The following is a 26,134-nucleotide window of genomic DNA, read 5'->3' on the forward strand; positions in this document are numbered from 1 at the left end:
CGCTCCTTACTGCGTCATTCTTGCCACAGGGGCGTTTGCTGATGGTGAAGGCAGACGCGTCTTGTTCCACTCACGCTCGCTGACCTTTATCGGGTCAATCACCGCAATTGACAGCACGTCCTTGAGGCTTTCAACGGGAATGAAGTTGATATTCTCCTTAACAGCGTCGTCGAATTCCTCGATATCAGGCTCGTTGAGCTTCGGTATAATAACGGTGGTTATACCGTGCTTGTACGCCGCCATACTCTTTTCCTTCAGGCCGCCGATCGGCAGCACCTTGCCTCTGAGGGTGATTTCACCCGTCATTGCTACGTCGTGTCTAACTGCCTTTGAGGACAGCACGGAGTAGATCGCCGTAGCCATAGTGATACCCGCGGACGGGCCGTCCTTCGGGACAGCGCCTTCGGGAGCGTGAATATGAATATCCTTATTCTTATAGAATTCAGAATCAATTCCGAGAACGTCGGCGTGACTGCGAATGCAGTTGATGGCGATTTTCGCGGATTCCTTCATTACGTCGCCCAAGGAGCCTGTCAGCTCGAGCTTGCCCGTACCGTCCATGATAGCGACCTCGATCGGGAGCAGCTCGCCTCCGACGGAAGTCCACGCAAGACCGTTGACAATGCCGATTTCGTCCTTTTTGCTGACGGTGTCGGGCAGATATTTCTTGTTGCCGAGGAGCGTCTCGATTTCCTTTTCGTCGATTTTAAATGTTTCAACGCCGTCCTCGAGCTTCTTTACCGCGCATTTGCGGAGAATCGAAGCGATCGTGCGCTCGAGAGTACGCACGCCAGATTCCCTTGTATAGAAATCAATCAGATAGTAGATACCCTTCTTTGTGAACTTGACCTCAGCTGCGGTGAAGCCGCAAAGATCGAGCTGCTTCGGAATAAGGTGCTTTTTCGCGATATGGAACTTCTCCTCGCGGGTGTAGCTGTTTATCTCGATGATTTCCATTCTGTCCCTGAGCGGCGCGGGAATGGCTCCGAGGTCGTTCGCTGTGGTGATAAACATAACGTTTGAGAGATCAAACGGTATATCGATATAGTGGTCGACGAACTTGTTGTTCTGTTCAATGTCTAGCACCTCGAGCAATGCCGAGGTCGGGTCGCCTTTGTAATCGCTGGCGAGCTTGTCCACCTCGTCGAGAATCAATACGGGATTGTTTGAGCCTGCCGACTGAACAGCGGAGATTATTCTGCCGGGGATTGAGCCGATATATGTACGGCGGTGACCGCGGATCTCAGCCTCGTCCCTGACGCCGCCGAGAGCGATACGCTGGGAATTTCTGCCGATTGCTTTGGCGATAGACTTGGCGATCGAGGTCTTGCCTACGCCGGGCGGTCCCACAAAGCAGATAACCTGTCCCTTCTGTTTATCGCTGAGCTTCTTTACGGCAAGCTGCTCAATAATTCTGGTTTTTATCTTTTCAAGACCGTAGTGGGTCCTGTCAAGCTCTTTTCTCAGCTTGGGAATGACGATCTTATCCTTGGTCGATTTGTTCCACGGAAGGTCAAGCACAGTGTCAAGATAAGTGCGGATAACAGAGGCTTCCTGGCTGCCGAAGGGCATTTTCATCAGCTTGCGGCATTCCTTGAGCAGAACGTCAGCCGATTTCTCGTCGAGCTTGAGTTCCTCGATGCGTTCCGCGTATTCCTCAGCGTCCTCGGAAGGGTTATCGTCCTCGCCGAGTTCTTCTTCAATAACGCGCTTTTGTTCGCGCAGGAAGAAGTCACGCTGACTCTCGTCAATGCGCATGCGAGCCTTGCGGTTTATTTCGTCCTCTAATCTGAGAATGTAGTTCTCGTTTATCAGCACGTCGAGAACGTCCTTAAGACGTTCAACCGGAGATCGGATTTCGAGGATTTCCTGCTTGACCTGATAGTCGAGCGCCATATTGGCGGCTATGTAATCCGCAAGCTCTCCGGCACGCTTGCAGAGCGCGACCTTAAAAATGATGTCTGAGGGAATCTGCGGAGAAATATCAATGTACTCTTCAAATTCTTTTTTAACGGCGCGCATCAACGCCGTATCAAAATCGTCGTGATCCATAATCGGCTCGGGAATCGGCTGAACCTCAGCCATAAGTCCGCTCGGGTCATGAACCGGTGCGACGATTTTTGCCCTGAACTTGCCCTCGATGACGATTCGCGTCACGTTTTCGGGCTGCTTGAGAACCTGGACAATCTTTGCGATTACTCCGGTTGTATATACGTCGATCAGCTTCGGATCGTTATTTGTCGCGTCAATCTGAGTCGACAGAAAAATCATCTGATCGCGCTTCATCGCTTTGTTTATCGCGGTGATGCTTTTCTGACGGCCAACGTCAAAATGAATCAGAGCTTTCGGAAAAACAACAAGCCCTCTTAAAGGCAGCACAGGTACAATCATTGTGTCTTTATTATCTGCAGCCATATTGTTTCCTTTCTGTTTCAAAATTAGTCAAAAAGAGGGCAAAACCGCAAAGCAGCCTAAGCTGCGCGGTATTTGCCCAAAAAGCAGTAACAACCTACCGCTTAAAATATTTTATCACGATGCCGAGCTGCGCTTTGAGCGCTTTTCTCTTCTCGGCAGCTTGACGGGGAAAGATGCTTTTTCTTTTCTGCGTGTAATCTGCGGCTGCGCACCGTCGGTCACAACGCCCTTTGTGATGATGATTTTCTCGATCGTATCGTCAGACGGAGTCTCAAACATCAGATCCTTTAGAATACCTTCCATGATACCTCTGAGTCCTCTCGCGCCCGTGCGCTGGTCAAAAGCCTTCTGAGCGATAGCTTCAAGCGCTTCGTCCTCAAAGTAAAGCTCAACTCCGTCGAGCTCAAAGAGTTTCTTGTACTGCTGAACGATCGAGTTCTTTGGAACGGTCAGAATCTTTACAAGCGCCTCGGTATTGAGTCCGCTGAGCGCCGTAATAACGGGAAGTCTGCCAATCAGCTCGGGAATAATACCGAATTTAACGAGGTCATGAGCGACAACGTCCTTCATCCAGTCTGACTCGTCAAGCTCCTTGCGGGACTTAATATCAGAGCCGAAGCCGATAACGGAGCTGCCCTGACGTTTCTCGACGATCTTCTCCAGTCCGTCAAAAGCGCCGCCGCAGATAAAGAGGATATTCTTGGTATCGATTTGCAAGAACTCCTGCTGCGGGTGCTTTCTGCCGCCGTGAGGCGGTACGTTGGCGACAGTGCCCTCTACAATCTTGAGAAGAGCCTGCTGAACGCCTTCGCCGCTTACGTCGCGGGTGATTGAAGGATTCTCGGACTTGCGGGCGATCTTGTCGATCTCGTCGATATAGATAATTCCGCGTTCCGCTCGTTCGATGTCATAGTCAGCCGCCTGAATCAGCTTTAAGAGGATATTCTCAACGTCCTCGCCGACATATCCGGCTTCGGTGAGAGTTGTGGCGTCAGCGATTGCGAAGGGTACGTCAAGCGCGCGCGCAAGAGTCTGCGCGAGAAGTGTCTTGCCGACGCCTGTCGGGCCGAGCAGAAGAACATTGCTCTTTGCGAAGTCGACCGAATCGTCGCCCGCAAACGCTCTCTTGTAGTGGTTATAAACCGCGACGCTCAGAGTTACCTTAGCGTCCTCCTGACCGATGACATACTCATCGAGAATCGCTTTGATTTCCTTTGGCTTTAAAAGCTCGGCAAAATCCTCATCGGACAACTGCGGCGCAGACGGCTTGTAATAATCGTGGTCGCGGTCACGCTCAACCTCGCCCGACTGCTCAATGATATTCATGCAAAGCTCGACACAGCGGTCGCAGATATATGCGCCGCTGCCCGCGATAAGCCTTGAAACCATATCCTGCGGCTTTCCGCAGAATGAACAGTAGATTTCCTTGTCGTTGTTTTTATTCGCCATGGATTATCTCACCTTATCTTTTATCAATAACCTTGTCAATCAGTCCGTATTCAAGAGCTTCCTGAGCGGTCATGAAGTTGTCGCGCTCGGTGTCGTTCTTGATGATGTCAAGGGGCTTTCCGGTGTTTTCGGAAAGAATTCTGTTCAGACGAGCCTTGGTGTCGAGCATATATCTGGTATGGATCTCCATATCTGTTGCCTGACCCTTATAGCCGCCGAGAGGCTGGTGAATCATGATGGTGGAATTGGGAAGCGCGAGACGCTTGCCCTTTGTGCCTGCCGAGAGCAGGAACGCACCCATGCTCGCCGCCATACCCATGCAGATCGTGGAAACGTCGCACTTGATATACTGCATAGTATCGTAAATCGCCAGACCGTCGGTAACACTGCCGCCCGGGCTGTTGATATAAAGGCTGATGTCCTTTGTGGGATCCTGGCTCTCAAGGAACAGAAGCTGAGCTACAACAACGCTTGCGGTCGCGGTATTGACCTCGTCGTGGAGCATAATGATTCTGTCGTTGAGAAGTCTGGAATATATGTCGTAGGAACGCTCGCCACGGTTAGTTTGTTCTACTACGTAAGGTACTAATGGCATAATATCAAAACCTTTCTAACTTATTGTTTAGCAGGTTATCTGATAATATTCAAATTATTTAATAACCGCACTGTTCTTTACAAGATCGAGAGCCTTCTGAACCTTGATGTCCTCGGAGAGTGAATCAGCGGGTACGGAAGCCTTAGCCTGCTCAACCTCAACCTTGTAAGTCTCGGCCATCTTGCTGTATTCGTCCTCGAGGTCAGCCTCGGTTACTTCGAGGTTCTCCTGCTTTGCGATAGCTTCGAGAACAAGTCTGAGCTTGACTCTCTTCTCGGCCTCGTCCATGTACATATTCTTGAGAGCGGCCATATCCATGCCCATGTACTGCATGTACATCTTGGGATCCATGCCCTGTGAACGCAGACGCATCTCAAAATCTCTTACCATGTCGTTAGCCTGGTTGTCGTACATCTGCTCGGGAATGTCGCCCTGAGCAAGCTCGATAAGCTTCTCGGAGATCTGGTTGTCAACGTCCTTCTCTGCCTCGTCCTTAAGACGGGCAGCGATTGTCTCCTTGAGCTCATCTCTGTACTCTGCAACGGTCTCCTTCTCGGAAACGTCCTTTACAAACTCGTCGTCAACCTCGGGAAGCTCCTTCTCCTTGAGCTCGTGAAGCTTGATCTTGAACTCAGCTTCCTTTCCCTTGAGCTCCTCAGCCTGATAGTCCTCGGGGAAGTTAACATTGATGGAGAACTCCTCGCCTGCCTCGTGACCGACAACCTGCTCCTCAAAACCGGGAATGAAGTTGCCCGAGCCGAGTGAAAGACTGTACTTCTCAGCCTTGCCGCCCTCGAAAGCAACGCCGTCAACGAAGCCCTCGAAGTCGATTACAGCGGTGTCGCCGTTCTGGGCGGCTCTGCCCTCTACGGTGACCATTCTGGAGTTGCGGTCGCGAACCTTGTCGATTTCCTCGTCGATAAGCTCCTCGGTGACCTCAGTGGACTTCTTCTCGATCTCAAAGCCCTTGTAGCCCTCAACCTCGAGAGTGGGCTTAACGATGATGTCGGTCTTGAAGGTAAAGCCTTCCTTGCCTGCTTCAACAGCCTCGAGCTTCTCTACTGCAACGATCTCAAGGTTCTGCTCCTTGGCAGCTTCATACAGAGCGTCGGGATAGCAGTCCTGCATAGCGTCGTCGTAGAATACCTCTGTGCCGTACATCTTTTCGATAATATGTCTGGGAGCCTTACCCTTTCTGAATCCGGGGATATTGATGCTCTTAACCTGCTTCTTGTATACCTTGTTGATAGCCTTTTCAAAGGTCTCGCCGTCTACGGTGACAACGAGCTCATATGAATTGGCAGCTTCCTTCTTTGTAAATTCCTTCAGTGCCATTTTGAATTCCTCCATTTTTTAAATATCGTCTTATTATAACACAATTATTTCTATAAATCAAGTTATCTGACTAAAACCGGCATGAAACCTATTCTGTCACCCGAAATAAGTCTGAAATCAACACCCTTGTATTCGCCCTCATACGCCAAACGGAAGCCGCCTTTGCCGTGGATATGGCCGTAGTAGCATTTCTTTATGCCGTACTCTATCAGAACGTCCATGATCTCCGGACACTCCACTCCGCGGTAATACGGCGGATAGTGCAGGAAAACGACAGGCTCTTTGCCTGTTTTCACTGCGGCGTCGATCGACATTTTCAGTCTGCCGACCTCGCGGTTGAGCACCTTGATATCCTCGGGGGTGTCGTTTTCAAGGAACCACCCTCTTGTGCCGCAGACGGCAAAGTCGCCGCAGACGTAGGCGTTATTGAAGAGAATGGAAATGGTACTCAGCTCTTTTTCGGCAAGATACTTATCCATTTTGCTCTTTGTCGCCCACCAATAGTCGTGGTTTCCCTTCAAAAAGAGCTTTTTGCCCGGTAAATCGTCAATAAACTTAAAGTCGGTGTAGGTATCCTCGAGCTTCATTGCCCAGGAAATATCGCCCGCGACAACGACGGTGTCGTCGTCAGTAACCAGACTGCGCCAGTTTTCCGCAAGGCGTGAAACGTAGTCGTTCCAGCCCGCGAAAACGTCCATTGGCTTATCCTCTCCGAGCGAGAGGTGCAGATCTCCGATAACGTACAGTGACATCAGTCGATTGAGAGAGCCTTGAGAACATAGGCGGGCATCTCGTTCGCTTCGGTAACGTCGGAGAAGCGTGCCTTCTTGTCCTTGAGGTTCGCAAGAGGCGCGGGTACGGGCATGCCTGTCAGCTCATTGAGCTTATCTACCATATCAAACTCGTTGACGGGCAGAATGCCGTCGGGAGATACCGCCTCAAGAACCGAGCGCGAGAACTTGTAGGGGCTCGCGGTTGAAGCGATGATCGACGGAGTGGTGTCGCCTGTCTTTGCAACATACTGCTCGTAGACATTTACGGCAACGGCGGTGTGAGTATCGCAGAGGTAGTTATCCTCCTTGAAGAGGCGGTTGATGGTAGCCTGAGTCTGACCGTCGTCGCAGAAGCCGCCGAAGAACTTCTCCTGCATTAGAGCCTTGACCTCGTCGGTAACCTCGTACCTGCCCTCGGTCTTGAGAGCGTTCATCCATGCTCTTGTGGTTTCGTCGCTGTCGCCGGAGAGCTTGTAGAGCAGACGCTCAAGGTTGCTGGAAACGAGAATATCCATTGAAGGAGACATTGTTGTATAGAAGTGTCTGTTCTTATCGTATACACCGGTGTTGATGAAGTCGGTGAGAACGTTGTTTGAGTTGGAGGCGCAGATGAATTTGTTGATCGGGAGTCCCATCAGGCTGGCGTAGTAGGAAGCGAGGATATTGCCGAAGTTGCCTGTGGGAACTACAACGTTGATCTTGTCGCCGAACGCGATCTTGCCGTCGTTGACGAGGTCGCAGTAAGCGGAGATATAGTAAACGATCTGCGGAAGAAGTCTGCCCCAGTTGATGGAGTTTGCGGACGAGAAAAGCATGTTGTTCTCGGCGAGCTTCTCTGAGATCTCGGGAGTAGTGAAGATTTTCTTTACGCCTGTCTGAGCGTCGTCGAAGTTGCCCTTGATAGCGCAGACCTTGACATTCGCGCCTTCCTGGGTGTTCATCTGGTGCTTCTGCATGGGACTTACGCCGTTTACGGGATAGAACACAATGATCTTGGTGTGTTCAACGTCCTTGAAGCCCTCGAGAGCGGCCTTGCCCGTGTCGCCCGAGGTGGCAACGAGAATAACAGCATCCTTGCCGTCGTATGTCTTTTTCAGGGATTTTGTGAGCAGGTGCGGCAGGATCTGGAGCGCCATATCCTTGAAGGCGCAGGTGGGACCGTGCCAAAGCTCAAGAATATTGAGAGGTCTGCCGTTAAGCTTTGTGTAAGCGATCGGAGCGGGATTTGAACCGCCGAATTTCTCCTCGGTGTAAGCCTTCTCAACGCAGTCGGCGATTTCGTCGGCTGTGAAGTCGGTCAGAAAATCGGAGAATACCTTTTTAGCTCTGCCTCTGTAATCTTCCTTGAGCAGCGCCTTGAAGGTCGCTTCGTCGTATTTCGGGAACTCCTGCGGTACAAAAAGACCGCCGTCCTTTGAAATACCCTGTGAGATTGCCTGTGCGGCCTCTACCTTTTCAGCCGCGTTTTGGGTGCTGTTATACAACATTTCAATCTTCCTTTCAAAAGAGCTTTAAACAACAATTTATTTTACTACATATTTCAGCGATTGTCAAAGTTTTCGAAGAAATTAAGCGCATTCCGATGAAAAATCTTTTTTATCAGCGCTTCCTTGTAATTTCTTTTGCACATAATATCATATATCTTGTCATAAACACTGCTGTCGGAGAAGTCATTCGGCAGTGTGCCGCCGTCAAAATCGCTTCCAAAGCAGACTGTATCCTCTCCGCCGAGCGAGAGAAAATGCTCGGTGTGTCTTATAATATCCTCTATGCAAGCCTTTTCCGGCTCGTTGTTGAGAAACGCGTTATGGAAATTTATCCCGACCAAGCCGCCGCGTTCCTTGATTATCATAAACTGTTCGTCGGTCAGATTTCTCCTGTGCGGCGTAACGGAGTACGCGTTTGAGTGTGAAGCGACAAACGGCATTTTTGCAATTTCCGCTACATCATAAAACAGCTTCTGCGACGCGTGCGAAACGTCGGCGATAATATGATACTTCTCCATTTCGCGGACGGCGGCTCTTCCGAACCCGCTCAGACCATGCCCGTCCTTTACGTCAGCGCCGTCGCCTATCTGATTTGCGGCGTTCCACGTCAGTGTCATCATGCGCACTCCGCAGTCGGCAAGAAGTCTGACGTTTTCGAGCTTAACATTCAGAGCCAGACCGTTTTCGACTGTAAAAAAGGCGGTGTTCGAATATTTTCGGAAGCTGTCCAAGGGTTGATGCGGTTTGATTATTTTGATACCCTGTTCTTTGCATTCCCTTTGCAGACGTTTGTGCGCCATCAAAAACAGCGCTTCTGCTTCATCTCCCGGACAGGAATCGGGAATCCAGATCGCGTAGCATTGCAGCTTGTGTGACTCAGGGTCGCGGTTGGGCTTTGCCTCTGCCCTGCTGCTTCCAAAGGAGATATTTTCCGTCACGGACTTGTAAAGCGTGTCGCAGTGTAAATCAATAATATCCATTGTCACTCTCCGGAATAAAGGCGTTGTCAAAGTAGTTTATCTGTATCAGCTTGAGGGTGTCCCTGTTTACATAAACCTCGCAGACATCGAAGCGGTACTGGCAGTCGAGATCGTTCTCGTAAATGTACGCAAGTGATGTCCTGTAGATTTTCTCCTGCTTTTTGGTGTCAACCGCCTCAAACGGCCTTGTCAGCGGATTCTCGTGGCGGGTTTTTACCTCGACAAAGGCTACCGTGCCTTTCTTTTCCGCGATAATATCAATTTCGCCGAAGCGCTTTCTATAATTCCTTGAGAGAATTTTGTATCTGTGCTTTTTCAGGTAATTAACGGCGTATTCCTCGCCGATATCGCCAATAGTCTTTGTTTTCATTTTTTCAGAATGTTTCCTAAAAAGCTGATGCGGTGGTACGGACAAGGGCCGTACTGACGGATAGCGTCGCGGTGCATGGCTGTGCCGTAGCCCTTGTGCTTGTCAAAGCCGTACTGCGGATATTCCTTTGCATACTCATATAGCAGTCTGTCCCTTGATACCTTCGCGAGAATCGACGCGCACGCGATTGACATAGACCTCGCGTCGCCCTTGACGATACACTCCGCGTCTATGCTCAGATCGGGTATTTTGTTGCCGTCAATCATTGCGTAGTCCGCTTTAACGGAAAGGCCTTCAACGGCGCGCTTCATCGCGAGCATTGTGGCGTTGAGAATGTTGATTTCCTCGATCTCCTCGACGCTCGAGTACGCTATACAGTATGAAACCGCGGTCGACTTTATGACCTCAAACAACGCCTCGCGCTTTTTCTCGCTTAGCTTCTTTGAGTCGTTCACGCCGTCGATCACAACGCCCTCGGGAAGTATTACGGCAGCAGCGCAAACGGGACCCGCAAGCGGGCCTCTGCCTGCCTCGTCCACTCCGCAAACAGCGCTGTAACCCTTATTAATCGCATTCTGTTCAAATTCAAGCCAGTTCATTTCAATTCTCCGTTCGGCATTTCAACCGTGATTCTGCCGAGCTTTGCAGCTCTGAATTCGTCGAGCAGCATGATCGCGGCTCTTTCGGTGTCGATTTCTCCGCCGGATACGAGCATGCCGCGCTTCTTGCCGATCATACTCAGCAGCTCGTAGGAATCTGTGTTGTCCAAATCAAGCTTCTCGAGCTTGAAGCGGCTGATAAAATCCGCGGGCTTAAGCTGTTTGAGAAAGTCGAGCAGTCTTACGGCGAGCAGCTCGATATCGATTACCTGATCCTTGACAGCTCCCGTAAACGCCAGATGCTCGCCGACGAGCTTGTCGTCAAACTTAGGCCATAATACACCCGGTGTGTCGAGCATTTCGAGGTTGTTGCTTATCGTGAACCACTGGTTGCCTCGGGTAACGCCGGGTCTGTCCTCAACCTTCGCGCGGTTCTGCTTTGAAATACGGTTGATAAACGAGGATTTTCCTACGTTCGGAATACCGACGATCATGATTCTCATTGTGGGGTTCTTCATGCCCTTTGATTTCAGACGGTCGATTTTCTCTTTCATAACCGTATTGACAGCCTGAGGGAATTTATTCAGTCCCGTACCGCTCTTGCAGTCGACGGCGATTGCCGTAATACCCTGAGAGGCGTAGTGGTCGATCCACATTTTTGTAGCGGTGCGGTTCGCCATGTCGCACTTGTTCATAAGAATAACCCTCGGCTTGTTCTGAATGAGCTTGTCGAGGTCTGGGTTTCGGCTGCTTACGGGAATTCTCGCGTCAATGATTTCCGCGACGGCGTCAACGAGCCTGAGGTTAGCCTGTATCTGCCGCTTGGTTTTGGTCATGTGCCCGGGAAACCACTGTATTGTCTGCATATCACTCATATTATCCTCTTTCTATAAAACAAAGCCTATTTCCTTTTGAAAGAAATAGGCCTTAAAATCTGATTAATAAAGATATCCGAAATGGTCGAACGGGAAGGCTACAACCTGCGCTTTACCGATGACGTCCTTGACATCGATCAGACCGATCTCGGTGCTGCGGCTGTCAAGCGATACCTGTCTGTTATCACCCATTACGAAAATCTTTCCCTCGGGAATGACGGACGGGATCACATTGTTGCCGTAGTTGCCGGAGAAGGTGGTTCCCTTGATATACGGCTCGGAAATCTCAATGCCGTCAACGATGATTTTCTCGTTTTCGTAATCAAGCTCAAGGGTCTGACCCTCTGTTGCGATAACGCGCTTGATGATGGGCTTCTTGTACTCCGCGCCGTGTGAGATAACAACGATATCATTGTCGCGCGGTGTGTATAACAGGTTAGTAACTATTACCTTATCCTTGGTCTGGAGGGTGTCGCACATCGACGTACCCTCAACGTCAACCAGACGGAAAACAAAGGTAAGTACAATAACCACGATCGCAATCGCGAAGATAATGCAGCGAATCCAGTCATAAACGCCCGCCATCATGCCGTCTGCTTTGGCTGTGACGAAGCCCTTCTGACCGTTCTCTTCCGAGGTTGCCTTGTAATCAGCCTGCTCGGTAGCGTACTCCGCAGCCTTGTAGAACTTGTCGTAGCTCGGATGCGGCTTGCTGTTCGCATACATTTCGGGGTTAATATCAATTGAAAGGTCTATGTCGGAAGGCAGCTTTGAGCCTTCCTTGTTCAACGGTGTGTCGCTCAATCCTATCACCTACTTAATGCAAATTAAGGAAAAAGGGAACTTAAGCAAGTTCCCTTTAACTATTATTCGAGAATTACTTACGAATCTGTTCCTTAACCTTTGCGGCCTTACCTACTCTGTCACGGAGATAATAGAGCTTGCTTCTGCGAACCTTACCGTAACGGACAACCTTGATGTCCTTTACGTTCGGGGAATGGAGCGGGAATACTCTCTCAACGCCAACGCCGTAAGCTACGCGTCTGACGGTAAATGTCTCGGCTACGCCGCTGCCTCTCTTGGCAATGACAGTGCCCTCGAACATCTGGATTCTCTCTCTGTTGCCCTCGCGAATGTTCACTGATACTCTGATGGTATCACCGATGCCGAATTCAGGAGTGGATTCCTTCACTGATTCAGCCGCAATTGTTTTTAATGCGTCCATATTTCATCCTCCTAATTATTTACCCGATATTCATACCCTTCCATGGCAGCGGACTATCAGTTTCAAAATGACGGCTTGCGCCGTTATCTGACCACGTCGTCGGGAAACGACGGAACCAAATGTATCAGGTTTGGCATAGACTTTTCCAAACCTACTCGGTTATTATATCATAGATAGAATTATAATGCAAGCACTTTTTGGAAAAAGTTTATGCGGATATGTTTCTCAGTTTTGTTAAAAAATTCTTAAAGTACTCGGGAAGCTCTGAGTCAAACTCCATATACTCTCCTGTTGCCGGATGTACAAACCCGATTTTCTTCGCGTGAAGGCACTGTCCCTCAAACGCCACCTTCTCGTTTTTGACACCGTACACCAAATCGCCCGCCACAGGATGACCCAAGGACGCCATGTGGACGCGGATCTGGTGGGTTCTGCCTGTTTCGAGAACACAGCGGATATGAGTATAGCCCTTGTATCTGGCGATCACGCTGTAATGGGTCACGGCTTCTTTGCTGTTTTTCTGAGTAATGCACATCTTCTTACGGTCGTTGGGGTTTCTGCCGATAGGTGCGTTTACAGTGCCCTCGTCTTCCCTGACGCTGCCCCATACTACGGCCTCGTATTCTCTTGTAAATGAGTGCTCCTTGATCTGTCCGGAGAGGAACTTGTGGGACTCGTCGTTCTTTGCGACAATCAGAAGTCCGCTCGTATCCTTGTCGATACGGTGGACAATACCCGGGCGGAGAACTCCGTTGATACCTGATAGACTGTCGCCGCAGTGGTACAGCAGGGCGTTTACGAGAGTGCCGTCGTAGTTGCCTGCGGCAGGGTGAACGACCATGCCCTTCGGCTTGTTTACGACGAGCAAATCGTTATCCTCATAAACGATATCGAGCGGAATATTTTTAGCCTTCGCCTCGTACGGTACAGGATCGGGTATACAAACCTTAATCTCGTCGCCTGTTTTGAGCTTCTGCTTCTTGTTGGCTCTCTCACCGTTCAGACTGACACCGCCGCTTTCAATCAGTCCGACAGCCGCGCTTCTGGAAACACCGATATCCGCGTCTGCAATGAACTTATCGAGCCTTACACCGCTTTCGGAACAAATCAGCGTATGCTCAGTCATTTAACTTATCCTTGTCTGACTTGAAGGCTTTCGAGAAGAAGAAAATGTAAATCACAAGCAGTATTACGCCGATCGTGATGCAGTAGTCCGCGAAGTTGCAGACGGGCGGAAAGAAGGAAATGCTCAGATAGTCGATAACGTAGCCGTAGATAATGCGGTCAATCAGGTTGCCGATACCGCCGCCTATGATCAAGCCCGCACAGATGTAGAAGAACTTGCCCGACGGACGTTTTTTGAACATATAGAAAATGATAACAGCGATCATTACCGAGGTGAGCGCGATGAAAACCCAGCGCATATCCTTGAACATTCCGAAGGCGACGCCGCGGTTTTCGACGTAAACGAGCTTAAACAGGCCGTCGATAACGCTCACTTCACCCACGGGCTTGAGTCCCGTATTCACAAAGTACTTGATGATCTGGTCAGCGGCGACAATCAGAGCGCCGATTGCAAGTGCGATAAAAGGCATATATACCTCCAAATTCCAAAGTATAATCAAAAATCGGTGCAACCGCAATCACACCGATTTTGTAATTATTGTTATCTTAATGTTTCGCAGCAGTGAGCGCAGAGCGTGGGATGCTCGGCGTCAGCGCCTACGGATTTTCTGATTGCCCAGCAGCGTTCGCACTTCTCACCCTCCGCTTTTTCGGCGGTGATTTCGAGCTCGGCGCCGTTATCGGCAATAACGACCTCGGATACGATGAACGCGTCGGCAAGCTCGGGTTCGGCCTGCTTGAGGAATTCAAGGGTCTCTCCGCCCGCGCTGAGAGTGACCTTAGCTTCGAGCGAGCTCTTGATCGTCTTTTCCTTGATCATCGGCTCAAGAGTCTTTTTAACGTCGTCTCTGAGCTCGTGAATGCGGTTCCAGAACTCCATGAAGCTGTCGTCAACGTCTACCGCGACCTTCTCGGGCATCTCGTTGTAGATAACGTGAGAAGCCTCGTCGGCAGCGGAGTGCGGCATAAACTTCCAGATTTCGTCGGAGGTGTACGCAAGGATCGGAGCGATCATTCTTGTCATTGCGTTGAGGATAAGGTACATAGCTGTCTGAGCGGCTCTTCTGCGCGGAGAATCAGCCTTCTCTGTATACAGTCTGTCCTTGAGAACGTCAAGATAGAAGTTTGACATATCTACAACGCAGAAGTTGTGAATGCTGTGATATACAATGTGGAACTCGTACTTGTCGTATGCTTCCCTGACCTTGTCAATAAGGCTGTTGAGCTTTGCGAGAGCCCACTTGTCAATCGGAAGCAGAGTATCGAAGTCCGCCATATCTGTATCGGGATTAAAGTCAAACAGATTGCCGAGGATATATCTCGCGGTATTTCTCACCTTTCTGTAAGCCTCGGAGCGCTGCTTGAGGATATCGAAGGAGATGTTGACGTCGGACTGGTAGTCGCAGGAAGCGACCCAGAGTCTTAATACGTCGGCGCCGTACTGTTTGATAACCTCCTGAGGGCTGATGCCGTTGCCGAGCGACTTACTCATCTTTCTCTTTTCCATATCGAGAATCATGCCGTGAGTCAGAACGGTCTTGTAAGGAGCAGTACCCATTGTTGCAACGGAGGTGAGCAGCGAGGACTGGAACCAGCCTCTGTACTGGTCGTTACCCTCGAGATAGAGGTCTGCGGGGAACTTGAGGTAGCCGCGGCGTCTTACAACGGCGGTATGTGAGGAACCGCTGTCGAACCAGACGTCCATGATATCCTTTTCCTTGTCAAACGAGGTGCAGCCGCACTTTGCGCACTTGGTGCCTTCAGGCAGCATCCCGGAAGCGTCGTGGTCAAACCACGCGTTGGAGCCTTCCTTAGCAAATACATCGGCAACCGCAAGCATAGCGGTCTTGTCGATCAAGGGCTCGCCGCAATCTCTGCAGTAGAAAATCGGGATCGGAACGCCCCATTTTCTCTGACGTGAGATACACCAGTCTTTTCTCTCTCTTACCATTGAGGTAATTCTGTCCTTGCCCCATGAGGGGATCCACTCGACCTCGTTGATAGCCTTTACAGCGTCGTCCTTGAAGTCGTCAACGGAGCAGAACCACTGGTCTGTCGCTCTGAACAGAATCGGTGATTTACATCTCCAGCAGTGCGGATACTGGTGAATGATTTTCTTGAGCGCAAACAGAGAACCGGTCGCGTCAAGGTGAATAGCGATCTTCTTGTTCGCTTCGTCTGTTGTAAGACCTGCAAACTGACCTGCTTCCTCAGTGAGAACGCCGTCCCCGTTTACGGGACAGATTACGGGAATTTCGGGATAGTTGCGGCAGACATTGTAGTCGTCAACACCGTGACCGGGCGCGGTGTGAACGCAGCCTGTACCGCTTTCGAGAGTTACGTGCTCGCCGACAATGAGGAGCGACTCGCGGTCAAGGAACGGGTGCTGAGTTTTCATGTACTCGAGCTCGCTGCCCTTGATTGCAGCGACGACCTGATAGTCTGTAATGCCTGCTTCTTCCATAGCGGAACGGTAAAGCTCTGTAGCCATTACATAATACTCATCGCCGCTCTGGATTACGGAATACTCAAATCTGGGACCGACGCAGATGGCGACGTTGGCAGGGAGCGTCCAAGTGGTCGTTGTCCAGATCACGAAGGATACCTTTGCGGGGTCGATGCCCATAGCGGCGAATTTACCCAAGTCGTCGGTAACTCTGAACTTAACGTAGATAGAGTGGCAGGGATCCTCGGCGTACTCGATCTCGGCTTCGGCGAGAGCGGTCTTGCACTCGGGGCACCAGTAAACGGGCTTTAAGCCGCGGTAGATGTAGCCCTTGTCAGCCATCTCGGCAAATACCTTGATCTGCTCAGCCTCGAATTCGTGCTTGAGGGTGATATAAGGATTGTCCCATTCGCCGATAGCGCCTAAGCGCTTGAACTGCTCTCTCTGGTCGTTTATATAACCTGTAACGAACTCCTCGCAGAGCTTGCGCAGCTCAACCACGGATATATCCGCGGAGCTTCCGATACCTGCCTTCTGTCTTGCCTTGAGCTCGGTGGGAAGGCCGTGGGTATCCCAGCCGGGAACGAACGGAGCCTTGAAGCCCGCCATATTCTTGTAGCGGACGATGAAATCCTTCAAGATTTTGTTGAGCGCGTGGCCGAGGTGAATATCGCCGTTCGCGTAAGGAGGTCCGTCGTGAAGCACAAAGAGGGGCTTGCCCTCGTTACGCTCCATGAGCTTGTCATATAATTTCTCGTCCTCCCAATTCTTGAGGGTAACAGGCTCGCTCTTGGGCAGACCCGCACGCATCGGAAAATCGGTTTTCGGAAGATTAAGTGTAGCGTTATAATCCTGGGACATTGTAGTTATCTCTCCAATTTAATAATTTATCAGTCGGCTGAAACGTCGTAGTTATCGCCGAACTTGAGGTGAGCAAATTTGCTCGGGCGCTTTGCAGCAACCTTTGTGCCGTCGCTGAAATCGGCTTCACCCTGGGCGGGAGCCTGTCTTACGGGGCGCTGCTGCTGTCTTCTGGCGGGCTGTCTGAACTGCTGAGGCTGAGAAACTGTCTCTTCACCCTGCTCATCATATGCAGGCTCGTCGTAGCTCTGCTGTGAATAGTCCTGAGCGTAATTCTCCTGAGCGTAGTTGTCCTGACGGAAATCCGCAGGATTGAAGGTGGGCTGAGGCTCTACGGGAGCGGTGGGATATTTCTCGTCAAGCTCCTTGGTGGTCTTGTCGAGATCCTCTGATGTGGGAAGGTCATCGATAGTCTTGATGTGGCTTCTGTAAAGCTCAATGAGCTCGGCTCTGAGATTAACTGCGTCAGCCTGGAGCTGGAGATAATTCTCCTTCTCGAGAGCGGTCTGGTTGTTTGCCTCAACGGAGATCGCATTTGCCTTCTCCTCTGCCTCGCGGATAATTCTCGCTGCCTTCTCTCTCGCCTCTTTGATGCAGGCGTCGGACATCTTCTGTGAAGTAAGCAGAGCGTTTCTTACGGTCTCCTCGTCTGCTCTGTACTCCTCAAGACGGGTAGCGAGTCTGTCGATTTTATGTACAAGATTGGTTTTTTCCTTTTTCAGCTGTTCAAAGGACGCGATTATCTCATCGATAAATGCGTCAACATCTTCGGCTCTGTAGCCGCCGCTGAGAGTAGCTTTTCTGAAGCTGACATTCTTGATTTCATCAATAGTAAGCATGTTCTGAACTCCTTATCTGTAGTGAATAATTGATAATCTGGTCCGGTGTTTCTTTGTTTCCCCTAATACACCGTTTATTTTATATTTACCCTTGCCCCGTATACTCAGGCTGTCGCCGCTTTCAATCGCCTTGCTAACATTGTCGCAGGGCAGAAAGTTAAGGCTGACGTTTCCCGAGCAGATAAGCTGCTTGGTCTTTTCGCGCGATAAACCCGTTACTGCAGCCACAACAGCGTCAAGTCTGAGTGACGCCACGACATAGGACTGCTCGTCAAAGCCTCTGCCCTTGGGCAGAGTATCGGGATCCGCTTCTTTAATCTTTACGCCCGCGCTGCCGATTTTGAACAGCTGCGAGGTGATGTATGAGCTTATCTCCGACTTGACAAAGACTACGCATCTTCCGTCCTCGACCAAAATATCTCCGACGGTGTCGCGCTCGATTCCGAGCGACATCAAAGCTCCCAGGAAATCCCTGTGAGTGAGCTTGTCCGCTTTTCGGAAGGTGATTTCCAGCGCGGTAACGGGAAAGTCCTCGATTTCATCATAGAAATACAGCCCGAGAACCTTTCGTTCGCTGTCCTCGTATCCGCCGTAAAAGCGGTAGGTCAAAAAGCCCGAGGAGTCAAGGTATCGCTTGGCGACCGCCTGCTTCCGCTCGCTCAGGAACGGAAAGAAGTACGGCTTCTGTCTTTGCTGACAGAGGTACACGCCGTCGTCAAGCTGAGATAAAAACAGCTTGTCGTTATCAGAAGTATACACCGCTGTTTTCTAACTCGTCGAGCAGATCGTCGCCTGTGAGGTCAACGTTGCTCGGGATAATAATATATGTATTTGAAGCAACTCTTTTGATTTTGCCGTTGTTGGCATAAGCGACGCCGCTGAGGAAGTCAAGAATTCTTCTTGCCATATCCTTGTTGGTGTCCTCAAGATTGAGTACAACTGTGTGAGTTTTGATCAGCTCGTCCGCAATCGCGCGTGTTTCTTCTCCGAAGCGCTCAGGCTTGAAGATACCAACCTGCAGCTTGGCTGTTGCGTTGATGTTAACAACCTTATTTCTGCCTGATGTTACTGTGGAAGCTCTTTCACGCTCTCTGGGAGCCTCTTCCTCGTAATCATCTTCGCCCTCGTCGGCGTAGCCGTACTCGTCGTACTCGTATTCGTCGTCGGGAGCGTCCCACATACGCTTGAACTTGTCTACTATTCCTGCCATTTCTATTTCCTCCTAATTATGTATAGTTTCTTGCGCCGAAAAGCGCCGATCCTATTCTAACCATAGTTGCGCCCGCAAGGATCGCCTCGCGGTAATCGTCAGACATACCCATTGAAAGAATATGCATATTTATATTATCTAATTTTTTTTGCGATATGTCAATAAATAAGTTGTGCATTTTATTAAAATATTCAGAAATTTTATGTTTATTATCACAAATTGGCGGAATTGTCATCAAACCTTGTACAGAAATTCCATCAAATCCCGCGATTTGGGCGAGCAATTCCTCGAGGTTTTCCTCAAAAACGCCCGATTTGTTCTCTTCCCTGCCGATATTGACCTCGACGAGAATGTTCGTCGTGATATTTCTTTTCAGTGACTGCGCGGCAATTTCCTTTGCGAGCTTCACTGAGTCGACCGACTGGATCAGATCGACCTTGCCGACGATCTGCCGAACCTTGTTTGTCTGCAAATGACCGATGAACTGCAGCGAACAGTTGTCAAGATCGTAGTCCTCGTATTTTGAGAGCAGCTCCTGTACCCTGTTCTCGCCGATATGGTCAAGTCCGAGAGAAATCGCATGGTTTATCGTAGCGGCGTCTACGGTCTTGGTTGCCGCGAGAAAGGTGATATCCTCTCTCTTTTTTCCGACCTTCTGAGCCGCCTCGGCGATATCCTCGTTTATTTTTTTGTAATTATATTCTACATCAGTGAATGACCTTGCCGTCATACAAATCGTCTCCTTTCACGATTACCTTGTCATAAAGTGAAATTGTGCTGCCGTTTAAGAGAATGCCTTCCTCGGGGCTGGGGTCGCAGATTACATAATCCTCGTCCGCGTAGAGAATAGAGATCTGCTTGAACTGAACCTCGCTGCCGTAGAGAACGTATACGCCCTGAACCTTCTTTTCTTCCTTGTGCGGATTGTCGTTGTCGTCGTATGTGGTCTTTGTTACGAAGTCGTCGTGAATAGCGCGCTTGCTTACACGCAGACCCGTGTATGTACCCATTCCGATTTCGATAGGCTCCTGTCTTGCCTCGAGAATACCGTCGTCCATGTAGTCGCAGCGGAGAATAACAAGGGCGTTTCCGTCCTTCTCTGGCTGCGAGACCTTGTAAATCTCGGCGGGAATCGCTTCCGACGAAGCTTCCGAGAACAGCACCGTTACCGCACTGTCCCAGATATTCAGGCTCGCTGCCTGGTCGGAATTTACCTCGCAGGCTACGTACCACTTTACGTTGCCGATAACCTTTCCGGCGGTATTGTCGGGAACTGAGCCTTTTTTTGCGTTATTCAGATCGTCAAGGGTCAGCTTGTCGATATCGTCGTAGCTGAAGGTCTTTTCATAGCCGTCGCAGAACTCGGTGAAATATCCCGCCTTTGTCGTCTTAATCGAACCCTTGCTGTTTCCTGCGCTGTTATTGAGAGTGCTTATCTGCTCGGAAAGAGAGGCGATTTCCTCGTTGAAGTTTTCGATCTTTCCGGTGTAGAGCATGCGCTGGTTGATATAGGTCAGAAGAGTATCCGCGTCGGTCGCGGTCTTGCTGATATTTCCGTTGTTTGTATCGTCGAGATAGTTGATCAGCTTGTTCTTGATATTGTTGTTGATAATATCAATGTTCATCGTACCCGAGATCGTATTCTTCTGGATATACTCGAGCGATTCCTTCTTTTTCTGGAGCGCTTCTGCGGTGCTGTGGGCAAGCGCGTCCTCAGCGTTCGCGTACACCTTTGCTATTTCTCCGTTAGCGTTAACAGCCTCGCCGTTCGCGACTGAGTACGAAAGCACGCCCTGAGCGGTGTTTTCAATCAGGTTCTCATCGCGGATGATGAACGCATTGGAATAGATTTTGTCGGTTACTGTGGTCTGCACCGCGTTTTCGGTGGGATACATGTCAAAATTCGCGCTGATTAACAGATACGCAACGTATACAACCGCAAGCAAGGTGAGCGCCGCGACAAGTATGCGTTTGAACAGTAGCTTATCCATATAACCTTCCTTTTATAATTTGAACGGCTTTATCGAGAAGCGCCTCAAAGTTCGGCTCTTCGTCTACATACAGCCAATTGATTTCCTTATCTCGTTTGAACCAGGTGAGCTGGCGTTTTGCGTAGCGTCTGGTTTCGCGTTTCAGCTTTTCTATACATTCCTCAAGGCTCTGTTCGCCTTCAAAGTACGGCATAAGCTCCTTGTAGCCTATTGCCTTTACAGAGGTCTGACTGAGCTCTGAACCGAGCACCTGACGCGCTTCCTCGAGCAGTCCGTTCCGGAGCATCAGGTCGACCCTGAGGTTGATCCTTTCATACAGCTTTTCACGGTCGAGAAAGCCCAGACCTATCTTTATCGCGTCATAGGGTGATTCTTCAAGCCTTGACATCTCGTTTTGTTCGGTAATGGTTTTGCCCGTGGTGTAAAAGAACTCAATTGCGCGGATAATGCGCTTTGGGTTTCTGCCTTCCTTAAGCCGCTCATATGACGGCGGGTCAATCGCGCTGAGCTTTTGCAGCAGCGAATCGATTCCCTCTTCCTCATACTTCTGCCAAAGCTCGCGGCTTAGCTTTTCATCGCGTTCCTCTTCGCTGAATTTGATATTCCGGAGCAGAGAGTCGACGTATAAGCCCGTACCGCCTGCCAGTATCGGGAGCTTCCCTCTCGAGGAAATATCCGTGATACATCGCTTCGCGTCGTCTGTGAACATCGCGACGGAGTAGCTTTTGTCGGGCGGCAGGAAATCCATCAGGTGGTGCGGAATTCCCTGCATTTCGGCTTTGTCGGGCTTTGCTGTGGCGATTTGCATGCCCTGATATATCTGCATGGAGTCGGCGGAGATAACCTCGCCGTCAAAGATTTTGGCAAGCTCGACCGCAAGACGTGTCTTGCCCGAGGCGGTCGGCCCGACTACGGAGATGATTTTCTGTTTTTCACTCAAAATATCACGCCCTGCCAAATTGTCTTTCAATCTCGCTTTTTTTCATAACAATACAGATGGGTCTGCCGTGCGGACAGTACCTTATCTGCGGATTTTCCTCAAGAGTCTTTACGATATCGATAAGCTCCTGAGCGGAGTTCTTGTGACCTGCCTTGATCGCGCTGCGGCAGGCGACGTTGTGATAGAACCAGTCCATCTTTTCGGTAAAGATGTCATTCTTGCCCATCGAGATGTAGTCAGCCATCTCAGTGATACAGTCTGCGACCTCAGCGGCTTCAATGTACTGCGGAGCGCTGCGGACAAGAAGCGTGCTGTTTCCGAAGTCCTCGACCTCGAACGAGCAGTCTGAGAACATATCAAGATGATTTATCGCAGCGTCGTACTCGCTCTTTCCGAGGGTTACGGTGATCGGCGTTAGCAAAAGCTGTGCCGACGAACCTGCCTTCTCAGCCTTGAGCTTCTCGTAAATGATCCTCTCGTGAGCCGCGTGCTTGTCGATAAGCAGCATTTCATATTGGTTCTTTTCAACGATGATATATGTATCAAAAAGCTCGCCGACGTATTTCAGCTCGTCCTTCTGCTGCTCATACAGAACAACAGGCTCGCTGTTGGGCTTCTCTGTAACGACGATTTCCTCAGCCTTCGGTTTCGGCTTTGGTGTGTCGGGCTTCTGAATCAGCGGCAAAGCCTGATTCTGTGGCTTTGAGTAGCTTTCCTCGCGCTTTGTGTTTTTAACAGCCTGCTTTGAATACACATCAAACGGATTTTTATTGTCAGTTAAATGCAGATCGTCAAGCGGCTGCAGCTTGGGTTTGGGATTCGGTTTGGAGAATTCGATATCACTGAACGGATTGAATTCGTCCTTCGGCTTAATCTGCGGCTGTACCTTCGGCGGCCCGGGCTTTCTGAAAACCGCCTGAGCGTTATTGAAGGTGCTGCTGCGGCGTATCTCATGGAGAGCCGAATCGTCCTTGAAATGCGCCTGCTTTCTGTCGTCGTGCTTGAGCAGAGCGGACTTTGCGGCATGGTAAACCGCGTCGAAAACAGGACGCTCGTTTATGAAACGCACCTCGATTTTTGAGGGGTGAACGTTGACGTCGATCGCTTCAAACGGCAAGGAGAGATTGAGCACGCAGGACGGAAACTTTCCGACCATAATCGAGCCCTTGAACGCCTCCTCTAAAGCCGCCATAGCCGTGCGCGACTTGACATATCTGCCGTTTATGAAGAAGTTCTGCATATTGCGGTTAGGACGGGAGTTGACGGGCTTTGAAACATAACCCGAAACAGTGATGCCGTCGAGCTGATAGTCAACGGGAATCAGGCTTGTCGCGAATTCCCTGCCGAACACCGCGTAGATTGCCGAGAGCAGCTTGCCGTCGCCGAAGGTTTTCAGCGCCTGTTTGCCGTCGCGGACAAAGGTGAATGCTATCTCGGGGTGCGAGAGCGCGGTCTTGTCAACAATATTCGAAACAGTGTTGCCCTCGGAAACGTCCTTTTTGAGAAACTTAGCGCGCGCGGGTATGTTATAGAACAAGTCCCTGATAACAAAGGTCGTGCCGACAGGACAGCCCGCGTCGTCAAAGGACTTTTCCTCGCCGCCCTCGATAATGTACGAGGTACCGGTGTCCTCCTTCGCGCTTTTTGTAATCAGCTGCAAACGGGAGACCGCGCTGATTGATGCGAGAGCCTCGCCGCGGAATCCGAGAGTCGCTATGTGGTCAAGGTCGTCCTGTTCTCTGACCTTGCTGGTGGCATGACGGAGAAAGGCGAGCTTTACGTCCTCGCGCAGAAATCCGCAGCCGTCGTCGGTGACACGCATAAAGGTAGTGCCGCCGTTTTTGATCTCGACGGTAATGTGCTTCGCACCGGCGTCAATCGCGTTTTCGACGAGCTCCTTGATTACGGACGCGGGTCTTTCAACGACCTCACCCGCCGCAATCAGCTCGGCTACGTGCTTATCGAGCACATTAATAACTCCCAATGCAGTCACCTCCGTTCTATATCATGTTCTTTAATTCGTAAAGTAAATTCATCGCCTCTATAGGCGTAAGTGTGTTCAGGTCGACCGACTTTAGCTTGTCGATAACGGGACTTGAAGCAACTCCCATAAGCGAAAGCTGAGTGTCCTCGTTTACGTTGACCTTCTCGATAATGGTTTCAGCCTTGCCGCTCTCGAGGTCGGCGAGGATTTCCTTTGCGCGGTTGATGATCGTGTTTGGTACGCCCGCGAGCTTTGCTACCTCAATGCCGTAGCTGTCGTCAGCGCCGCCGGGAACAATCCTGCGCAGGAAGGTTATGTCGTCGCCGCGTTTCTTGACGGCAATGCTGTAGTTTTTGACGCCGTCGAGAAGCTGCTCCATAACGCTGAGCTCGTGATAGTGAGTTGCGAAGAGCGTTTTGGCGCCGAGCTTTTTCTTGTCGGCGCAGTACTCGAGAACCGCTCTCGCGATGCTCATGCCGTCAAAGGTCGAGGTGCCGCGTCCGATCTCGTCGAGAATCAGAAGGCTCTTTGAAGTCGCGTTCTTTACGATGTTGGCGACCTCATTCATCTCAACCATAAATGTCGATTGTCCCGATGCGAGGTCGTCTGACGCGCCCACACGGGTGAAAATGCTGTCGACAATGCCGATCTTTGCAGATGACGCGGGCACGAAGCTGCCCATCTGAGCCATAAGGACAATCAGCGCGATCTGCCGCATGTAGGTAGACTTACCAGCCATGTTCGGGCCTGTTATGATGTCTACCCTCTCACCCTTTGTGTCTAGATTTACGTCGTTAGGAACGAATGAGGAGTCCCTGAGCAGCAGCTCAACCACAGGGTGGCGCGAGTCCTTGATCACGATCGCGGTGGACTGGTTGACCTCGGGTCTGACGTATCGGTTGTCCGAAGCGACATTCGCCAGAGATGTCAGAGCGTCTAAAGTTGCCAACGCCTTAGCGGTGTTCTGGATCCTCTCGAGATTATCGGAAACGGTCGTGCGAATAGTCTCGAAGAGCGTATATTCCATCGCAATTGCTCTGTCCTTCGCTCCGAGAATACGGCTCTCCAAATCCTTTAGGTCGGGAGTTATGTAACGCTCGCTGCCGGTCAGGGTTTGTTTGCGAATGTATGTATCGGGCACCAGATTTTTATAGAAATTGGTGACCTCGAGGAAGTAACCGTAAACCCTGTTGTAGCCGATTTTCAGCTTTGGGATTCCGGTTTTTTCTCTCTCCTGAGCCTCAATCTGCGAGAGGATATCCTTGGAGTTGTTCATGTCGCTGTTGACAATGTCAAGCTCCTTGTTGTAACCCTCTCTGATCATTCCGCCCTCGCGAACCGAGAACGGCGGATCGTCGACGATCGCGCTGTCAATCAGTGAATGAATGTCCTCGAGCAAATCGAGATCCTTATAAATCATTCTCATGTAGGACGACTGACAGCCTGAAATCAAATCGGAAATCTGAGGCAGATCAGTGATTGCAGAGCACAGCGAACGCAAATCTCTGGCATTCGCCGAGCCGTAGACAATCTTTGTCATAATGCGTTCGATGTCGTAAATACCGCTCAGTGTCGCCGTAAGCTCCAGCCGCAGCACGGTGTCGTTTACAAGCTCCTCAACCGCGCTCTGACGGTTGTTGATTTTGGAAATATTCATCAGCGGATGGTCAAGCCACGAGCGGATAAGACGCTTGCCCATCGCGGTTTTTGTCTTGTCAATTACCCAGAGCAGCGAACCGCGCTTTGTTTTCGAGAGCATAGTCTGCGTCAGCTCGAGGTTGCGCTGGGTGTTGTAGTCAAGACGCATGTACTGCGCTTCGTTGTAGATCTCAAGGTGATTGATGCGCTCAAGACCGCTCATCTGTGTCTCGCGCAGGTAGTTGATCAGCGCGCCGACAGAGCTTATCACAACGGGCTTGTCCGATATCAGGTGCATTTCGTCGGGAAACTGCTGTTCTACTGTTTCACGGCAAAGCGAAAGCTCGAATTTATCGTCGTCGAGCATTTCGACTCCGGCGGACAGCTTGCTCTTGATAAACTCAGGCAGCTGCTTTAGGTTTATAATATCGCCGCCGAAAAGTATCTCGCGCGGACTGTAGGACGCCAGCTGATTGGTCAGTATCCTGTAGTAATCCCTGCCTGAGATATCGGTCGCGTATAATTCTCCTGTAGAAATATCGCAGAAGCAGATACCGATTTTCTTATCCGAGGAATACATCGAGCAGATGTAGTTGTTGCGGCTCTCGTCGAGCATACTCTGTTCCATGACGGTGCCGGGAGTGATAACGCGGATAATATCGCGCTTTACCAAACCCTTGGCGGCTTTCGGATCCTCGGTCTGCTCACATATAGCTACCTTGTAGCCCTTTGAAACGAGCTTTGCTATGTAACCCTCGCAGCTGTGGAAGGGTACGCCGCACATCGGCGCGCGTTCCTCCTGACCGCAGTCTCTGCCTGTGAGGGTAAGCTCCAGCTCACGGGATGCGAGAATCGCGTCTTCGTAGAACATCTCATAGAAATCGCCGAGACGATAGAACAGAATGCAGTCCTTGTTTTTCTCTTTGATCTCGAAGTATTGCTTCATCATCGGAGAAAGCTCCGCCATTTCTCACACTCCCTTTCTGAAAATAATTAC

General features: G+C 50.4%; 23 protein-coding genes. All 23 read right to left on the bottom strand.

Going from position 1 to position 26,134, the window contains the following annotated elements:
- Window positions 1-6 precede the first annotated feature (6 nt).
- The 23 genes from lon to mutS all read right to left on the bottom strand — a co-directional run bounded on the left by lon (window position 7) and on the right by mutS (window position 26,104).
- Window positions 7-2,415, bottom strand: a complete 2,409-nt coding sequence (lon, locus tag AB1I49_RS06340) for an endopeptidase La (RefSeq protein WP_407720477.1) — start codon at window positions 2,413-2,415, stop codon at window positions 7-9.
- Window positions 2,416-2,529: 114 nt separating this feature from the next.
- Window positions 2,530-3,864: an ATP-dependent Clp protease ATP-binding subunit ClpX gene (clpX, locus tag AB1I49_RS06345; RefSeq protein WP_316609257.1), complete on the bottom strand. Its 1,335-nt coding sequence runs from the start codon at window positions 3,862-3,864 to the stop codon at window positions 2,530-2,532.
- Between the two features lie 13 nt (window positions 3,865-3,877).
- On the bottom strand, window positions 3,878-4,459 hold the full coding sequence (gene clpP / locus AB1I49_RS06350) for an ATP-dependent Clp endopeptidase proteolytic subunit ClpP (RefSeq protein ID WP_316609258.1): 582 nt from the start codon (window positions 4,457-4,459) through the stop codon (window positions 3,878-3,880).
- A 54-nt stretch (window positions 4,460-4,513) separates the two neighbouring features.
- Complete coding sequence (gene tig, locus AB1I49_RS06355; RefSeq protein ID WP_316609259.1) at window positions 4,514-5,794, bottom strand: trigger factor; 1,281 nt, start codon at window positions 5,792-5,794, stop codon at window positions 4,514-4,516.
- 62 nt (window positions 5,795-5,856) lie between these two features.
- A complete protein-coding gene (locus tag AB1I49_RS06360; RefSeq protein ID WP_407720478.1) occupies window positions 5,857-6,546 on the bottom strand; it encodes a metallophosphoesterase in 690 nt (229 codons plus the stop codon).
- Entirely contained in the window at window positions 6,546-8,054 is a 1,509-nt protein-coding gene (thrC, locus tag AB1I49_RS06365) for a threonine synthase (RefSeq protein WP_316620284.1), read from the bottom strand. Before thrC ends, AB1I49_RS06360 begins: the two co-directional genes overlap by 1 nt.
- A 53-nt stretch (window positions 8,055-8,107) precedes the next feature.
- On the bottom strand, window positions 8,108-9,034 hold the full coding sequence (locus AB1I49_RS06370; RefSeq protein WP_407720479.1) for a dipeptidase: 927 nt from the start codon (window positions 9,032-9,034) through the stop codon (window positions 8,108-8,110).
- Window positions 9,021-9,404 carry a YraN family protein gene (locus tag AB1I49_RS06375; protein WP_216524068.1) on the bottom strand — a complete coding sequence of 128 codons (384 nt, stop codon included), beginning with the start codon at window positions 9,402-9,404 and terminating at the stop codon, window positions 9,021-9,023. The genes AB1I49_RS06370 and AB1I49_RS06375 overlap by 14 nt, the downstream gene beginning before the upstream one ends.
- Window positions 9,401-10,003 carry a ribonuclease HII gene (locus AB1I49_RS06380; RefSeq protein WP_216524069.1) on the bottom strand — a complete coding sequence of 201 codons (603 nt, stop codon included), beginning with the start codon at window positions 10,001-10,003 and terminating at the stop codon, window positions 9,401-9,403. The genes AB1I49_RS06375 and AB1I49_RS06380 overlap by 4 nt, the downstream gene beginning before the upstream one ends.
- Window positions 10,000-10,878 carry a ribosome biogenesis GTPase YlqF gene (ylqF, locus tag AB1I49_RS06385; protein ID WP_407720480.1) on the bottom strand — a complete coding sequence of 293 codons (879 nt, stop codon included), beginning with the start codon at window positions 10,876-10,878 and terminating at the stop codon, window positions 10,000-10,002. Before ylqF ends, AB1I49_RS06380 begins: the two co-directional genes overlap by 4 nt.
- Window positions 10,879-10,941: 63 nt before the next feature.
- Window positions 10,942-11,682 (bottom strand): signal peptidase I, encoded by a 741-nt coding sequence (lepB, locus tag AB1I49_RS06390; RefSeq protein ID WP_316609267.1) that lies wholly within the window; start codon window positions 11,680-11,682, stop codon window positions 10,942-10,944.
- 73 nt (window positions 11,683-11,755) lie between these two features.
- Complete coding sequence (gene rplS / locus AB1I49_RS06395; protein WP_316609269.1) at window positions 11,756-12,103, bottom strand: 50S ribosomal protein L19; 348 nt, start codon at window positions 12,101-12,103, stop codon at window positions 11,756-11,758.
- A 208-nt stretch (window positions 12,104-12,311) separates the two neighbouring features.
- The gene (locus tag AB1I49_RS06400) at window positions 12,312-13,229 is read right to left on the bottom strand and encodes an RluA family pseudouridine synthase (protein ID WP_407720481.1); all 918 of its coding nucleotides are present in this window, start codon (window positions 13,227-13,229) and stop codon (window positions 12,312-12,314) included.
- A complete protein-coding gene (gene lspA, locus AB1I49_RS06405; protein WP_407720482.1) occupies window positions 13,222-13,698 on the bottom strand; it encodes a signal peptidase II in 477 nt (158 codons plus the stop codon). Before lspA ends, AB1I49_RS06400 begins: the two co-directional genes overlap by 8 nt.
- A gap of 71 nt (window positions 13,699-13,769) precedes the next feature.
- Window positions 13,770-16,535, bottom strand: coding sequence for an isoleucine--tRNA ligase (ileS, locus tag AB1I49_RS06410; protein WP_407720483.1), 2,766 nt, complete (start codon window positions 16,533-16,535; stop codon window positions 13,770-13,772).
- Between the two features lie 29 nt (window positions 16,536-16,564).
- A complete protein-coding gene (locus AB1I49_RS06415; RefSeq protein ID WP_316611664.1) occupies window positions 16,565-17,374 on the bottom strand; it encodes a DivIVA domain-containing protein in 810 nt (269 codons plus the stop codon).
- Window positions 17,375-17,386: 12 nt separating this feature from the next.
- Window positions 17,387-18,133, bottom strand: a complete 747-nt coding sequence (locus tag AB1I49_RS06420; protein WP_316610659.1) for a YlmH family RNA-binding protein — start codon at window positions 18,131-18,133, stop codon at window positions 17,387-17,389.
- The gene (locus tag AB1I49_RS06425; RefSeq protein WP_316610658.1) at window positions 18,120-18,584 is read right to left on the bottom strand and encodes a cell division protein SepF; all 465 of its coding nucleotides are present in this window, start codon (window positions 18,582-18,584) and stop codon (window positions 18,120-18,122) included. The genes AB1I49_RS06420 and AB1I49_RS06425 overlap by 14 nt, the downstream gene beginning before the upstream one ends.
- Before the next feature lie 16 nt (window positions 18,585-18,600).
- The gene (locus AB1I49_RS06430) at window positions 18,601-19,314 is read right to left on the bottom strand and encodes a YggS family pyridoxal phosphate-dependent enzyme (RefSeq protein ID WP_316610657.1); all 714 of its coding nucleotides are present in this window, start codon (window positions 19,312-19,314) and stop codon (window positions 18,601-18,603) included.
- Window positions 19,292-20,575: a biotin/lipoyl attachment domain-containing protein gene (locus AB1I49_RS06435; RefSeq protein WP_316610656.1), complete on the bottom strand. Its 1,284-nt coding sequence runs from the start codon at window positions 20,573-20,575 to the stop codon at window positions 19,292-19,294. The genes AB1I49_RS06430 and AB1I49_RS06435 overlap by 23 nt, the downstream gene beginning before the upstream one ends.
- Window positions 20,568-21,515 (bottom strand): tRNA (adenosine(37)-N6)-dimethylallyltransferase MiaA, encoded by a 948-nt coding sequence (miaA, locus tag AB1I49_RS06440; protein WP_407720484.1) that lies wholly within the window; start codon window positions 21,513-21,515, stop codon window positions 20,568-20,570. The genes AB1I49_RS06435 and miaA overlap by 8 nt, the downstream gene beginning before the upstream one ends.
- 4 nt (window positions 21,516-21,519) lie before the next feature.
- Entirely contained in the window at window positions 21,520-23,499 is a 1,980-nt protein-coding gene (gene mutL, locus AB1I49_RS06445; RefSeq protein ID WP_407720485.1) for a DNA mismatch repair endonuclease MutL, read from the bottom strand.
- A gap of 16 nt (window positions 23,500-23,515) precedes the next feature.
- Window positions 23,516-26,104 (bottom strand): DNA mismatch repair protein MutS, encoded by a 2,589-nt coding sequence (mutS, locus tag AB1I49_RS06450; protein WP_407720486.1) that lies wholly within the window; start codon window positions 26,102-26,104, stop codon window positions 23,516-23,518.
- Window positions 26,105-26,134 lie beyond the last annotated feature (30 nt).

Source organism: Ruminococcus sp. NATIVEDY160 (assembly GCF_045819885.1).
Taxonomy (GTDB): domain Bacteria; phylum Bacillota; class Clostridia; order Oscillospirales; family Acutalibacteraceae; genus Ruminococcoides.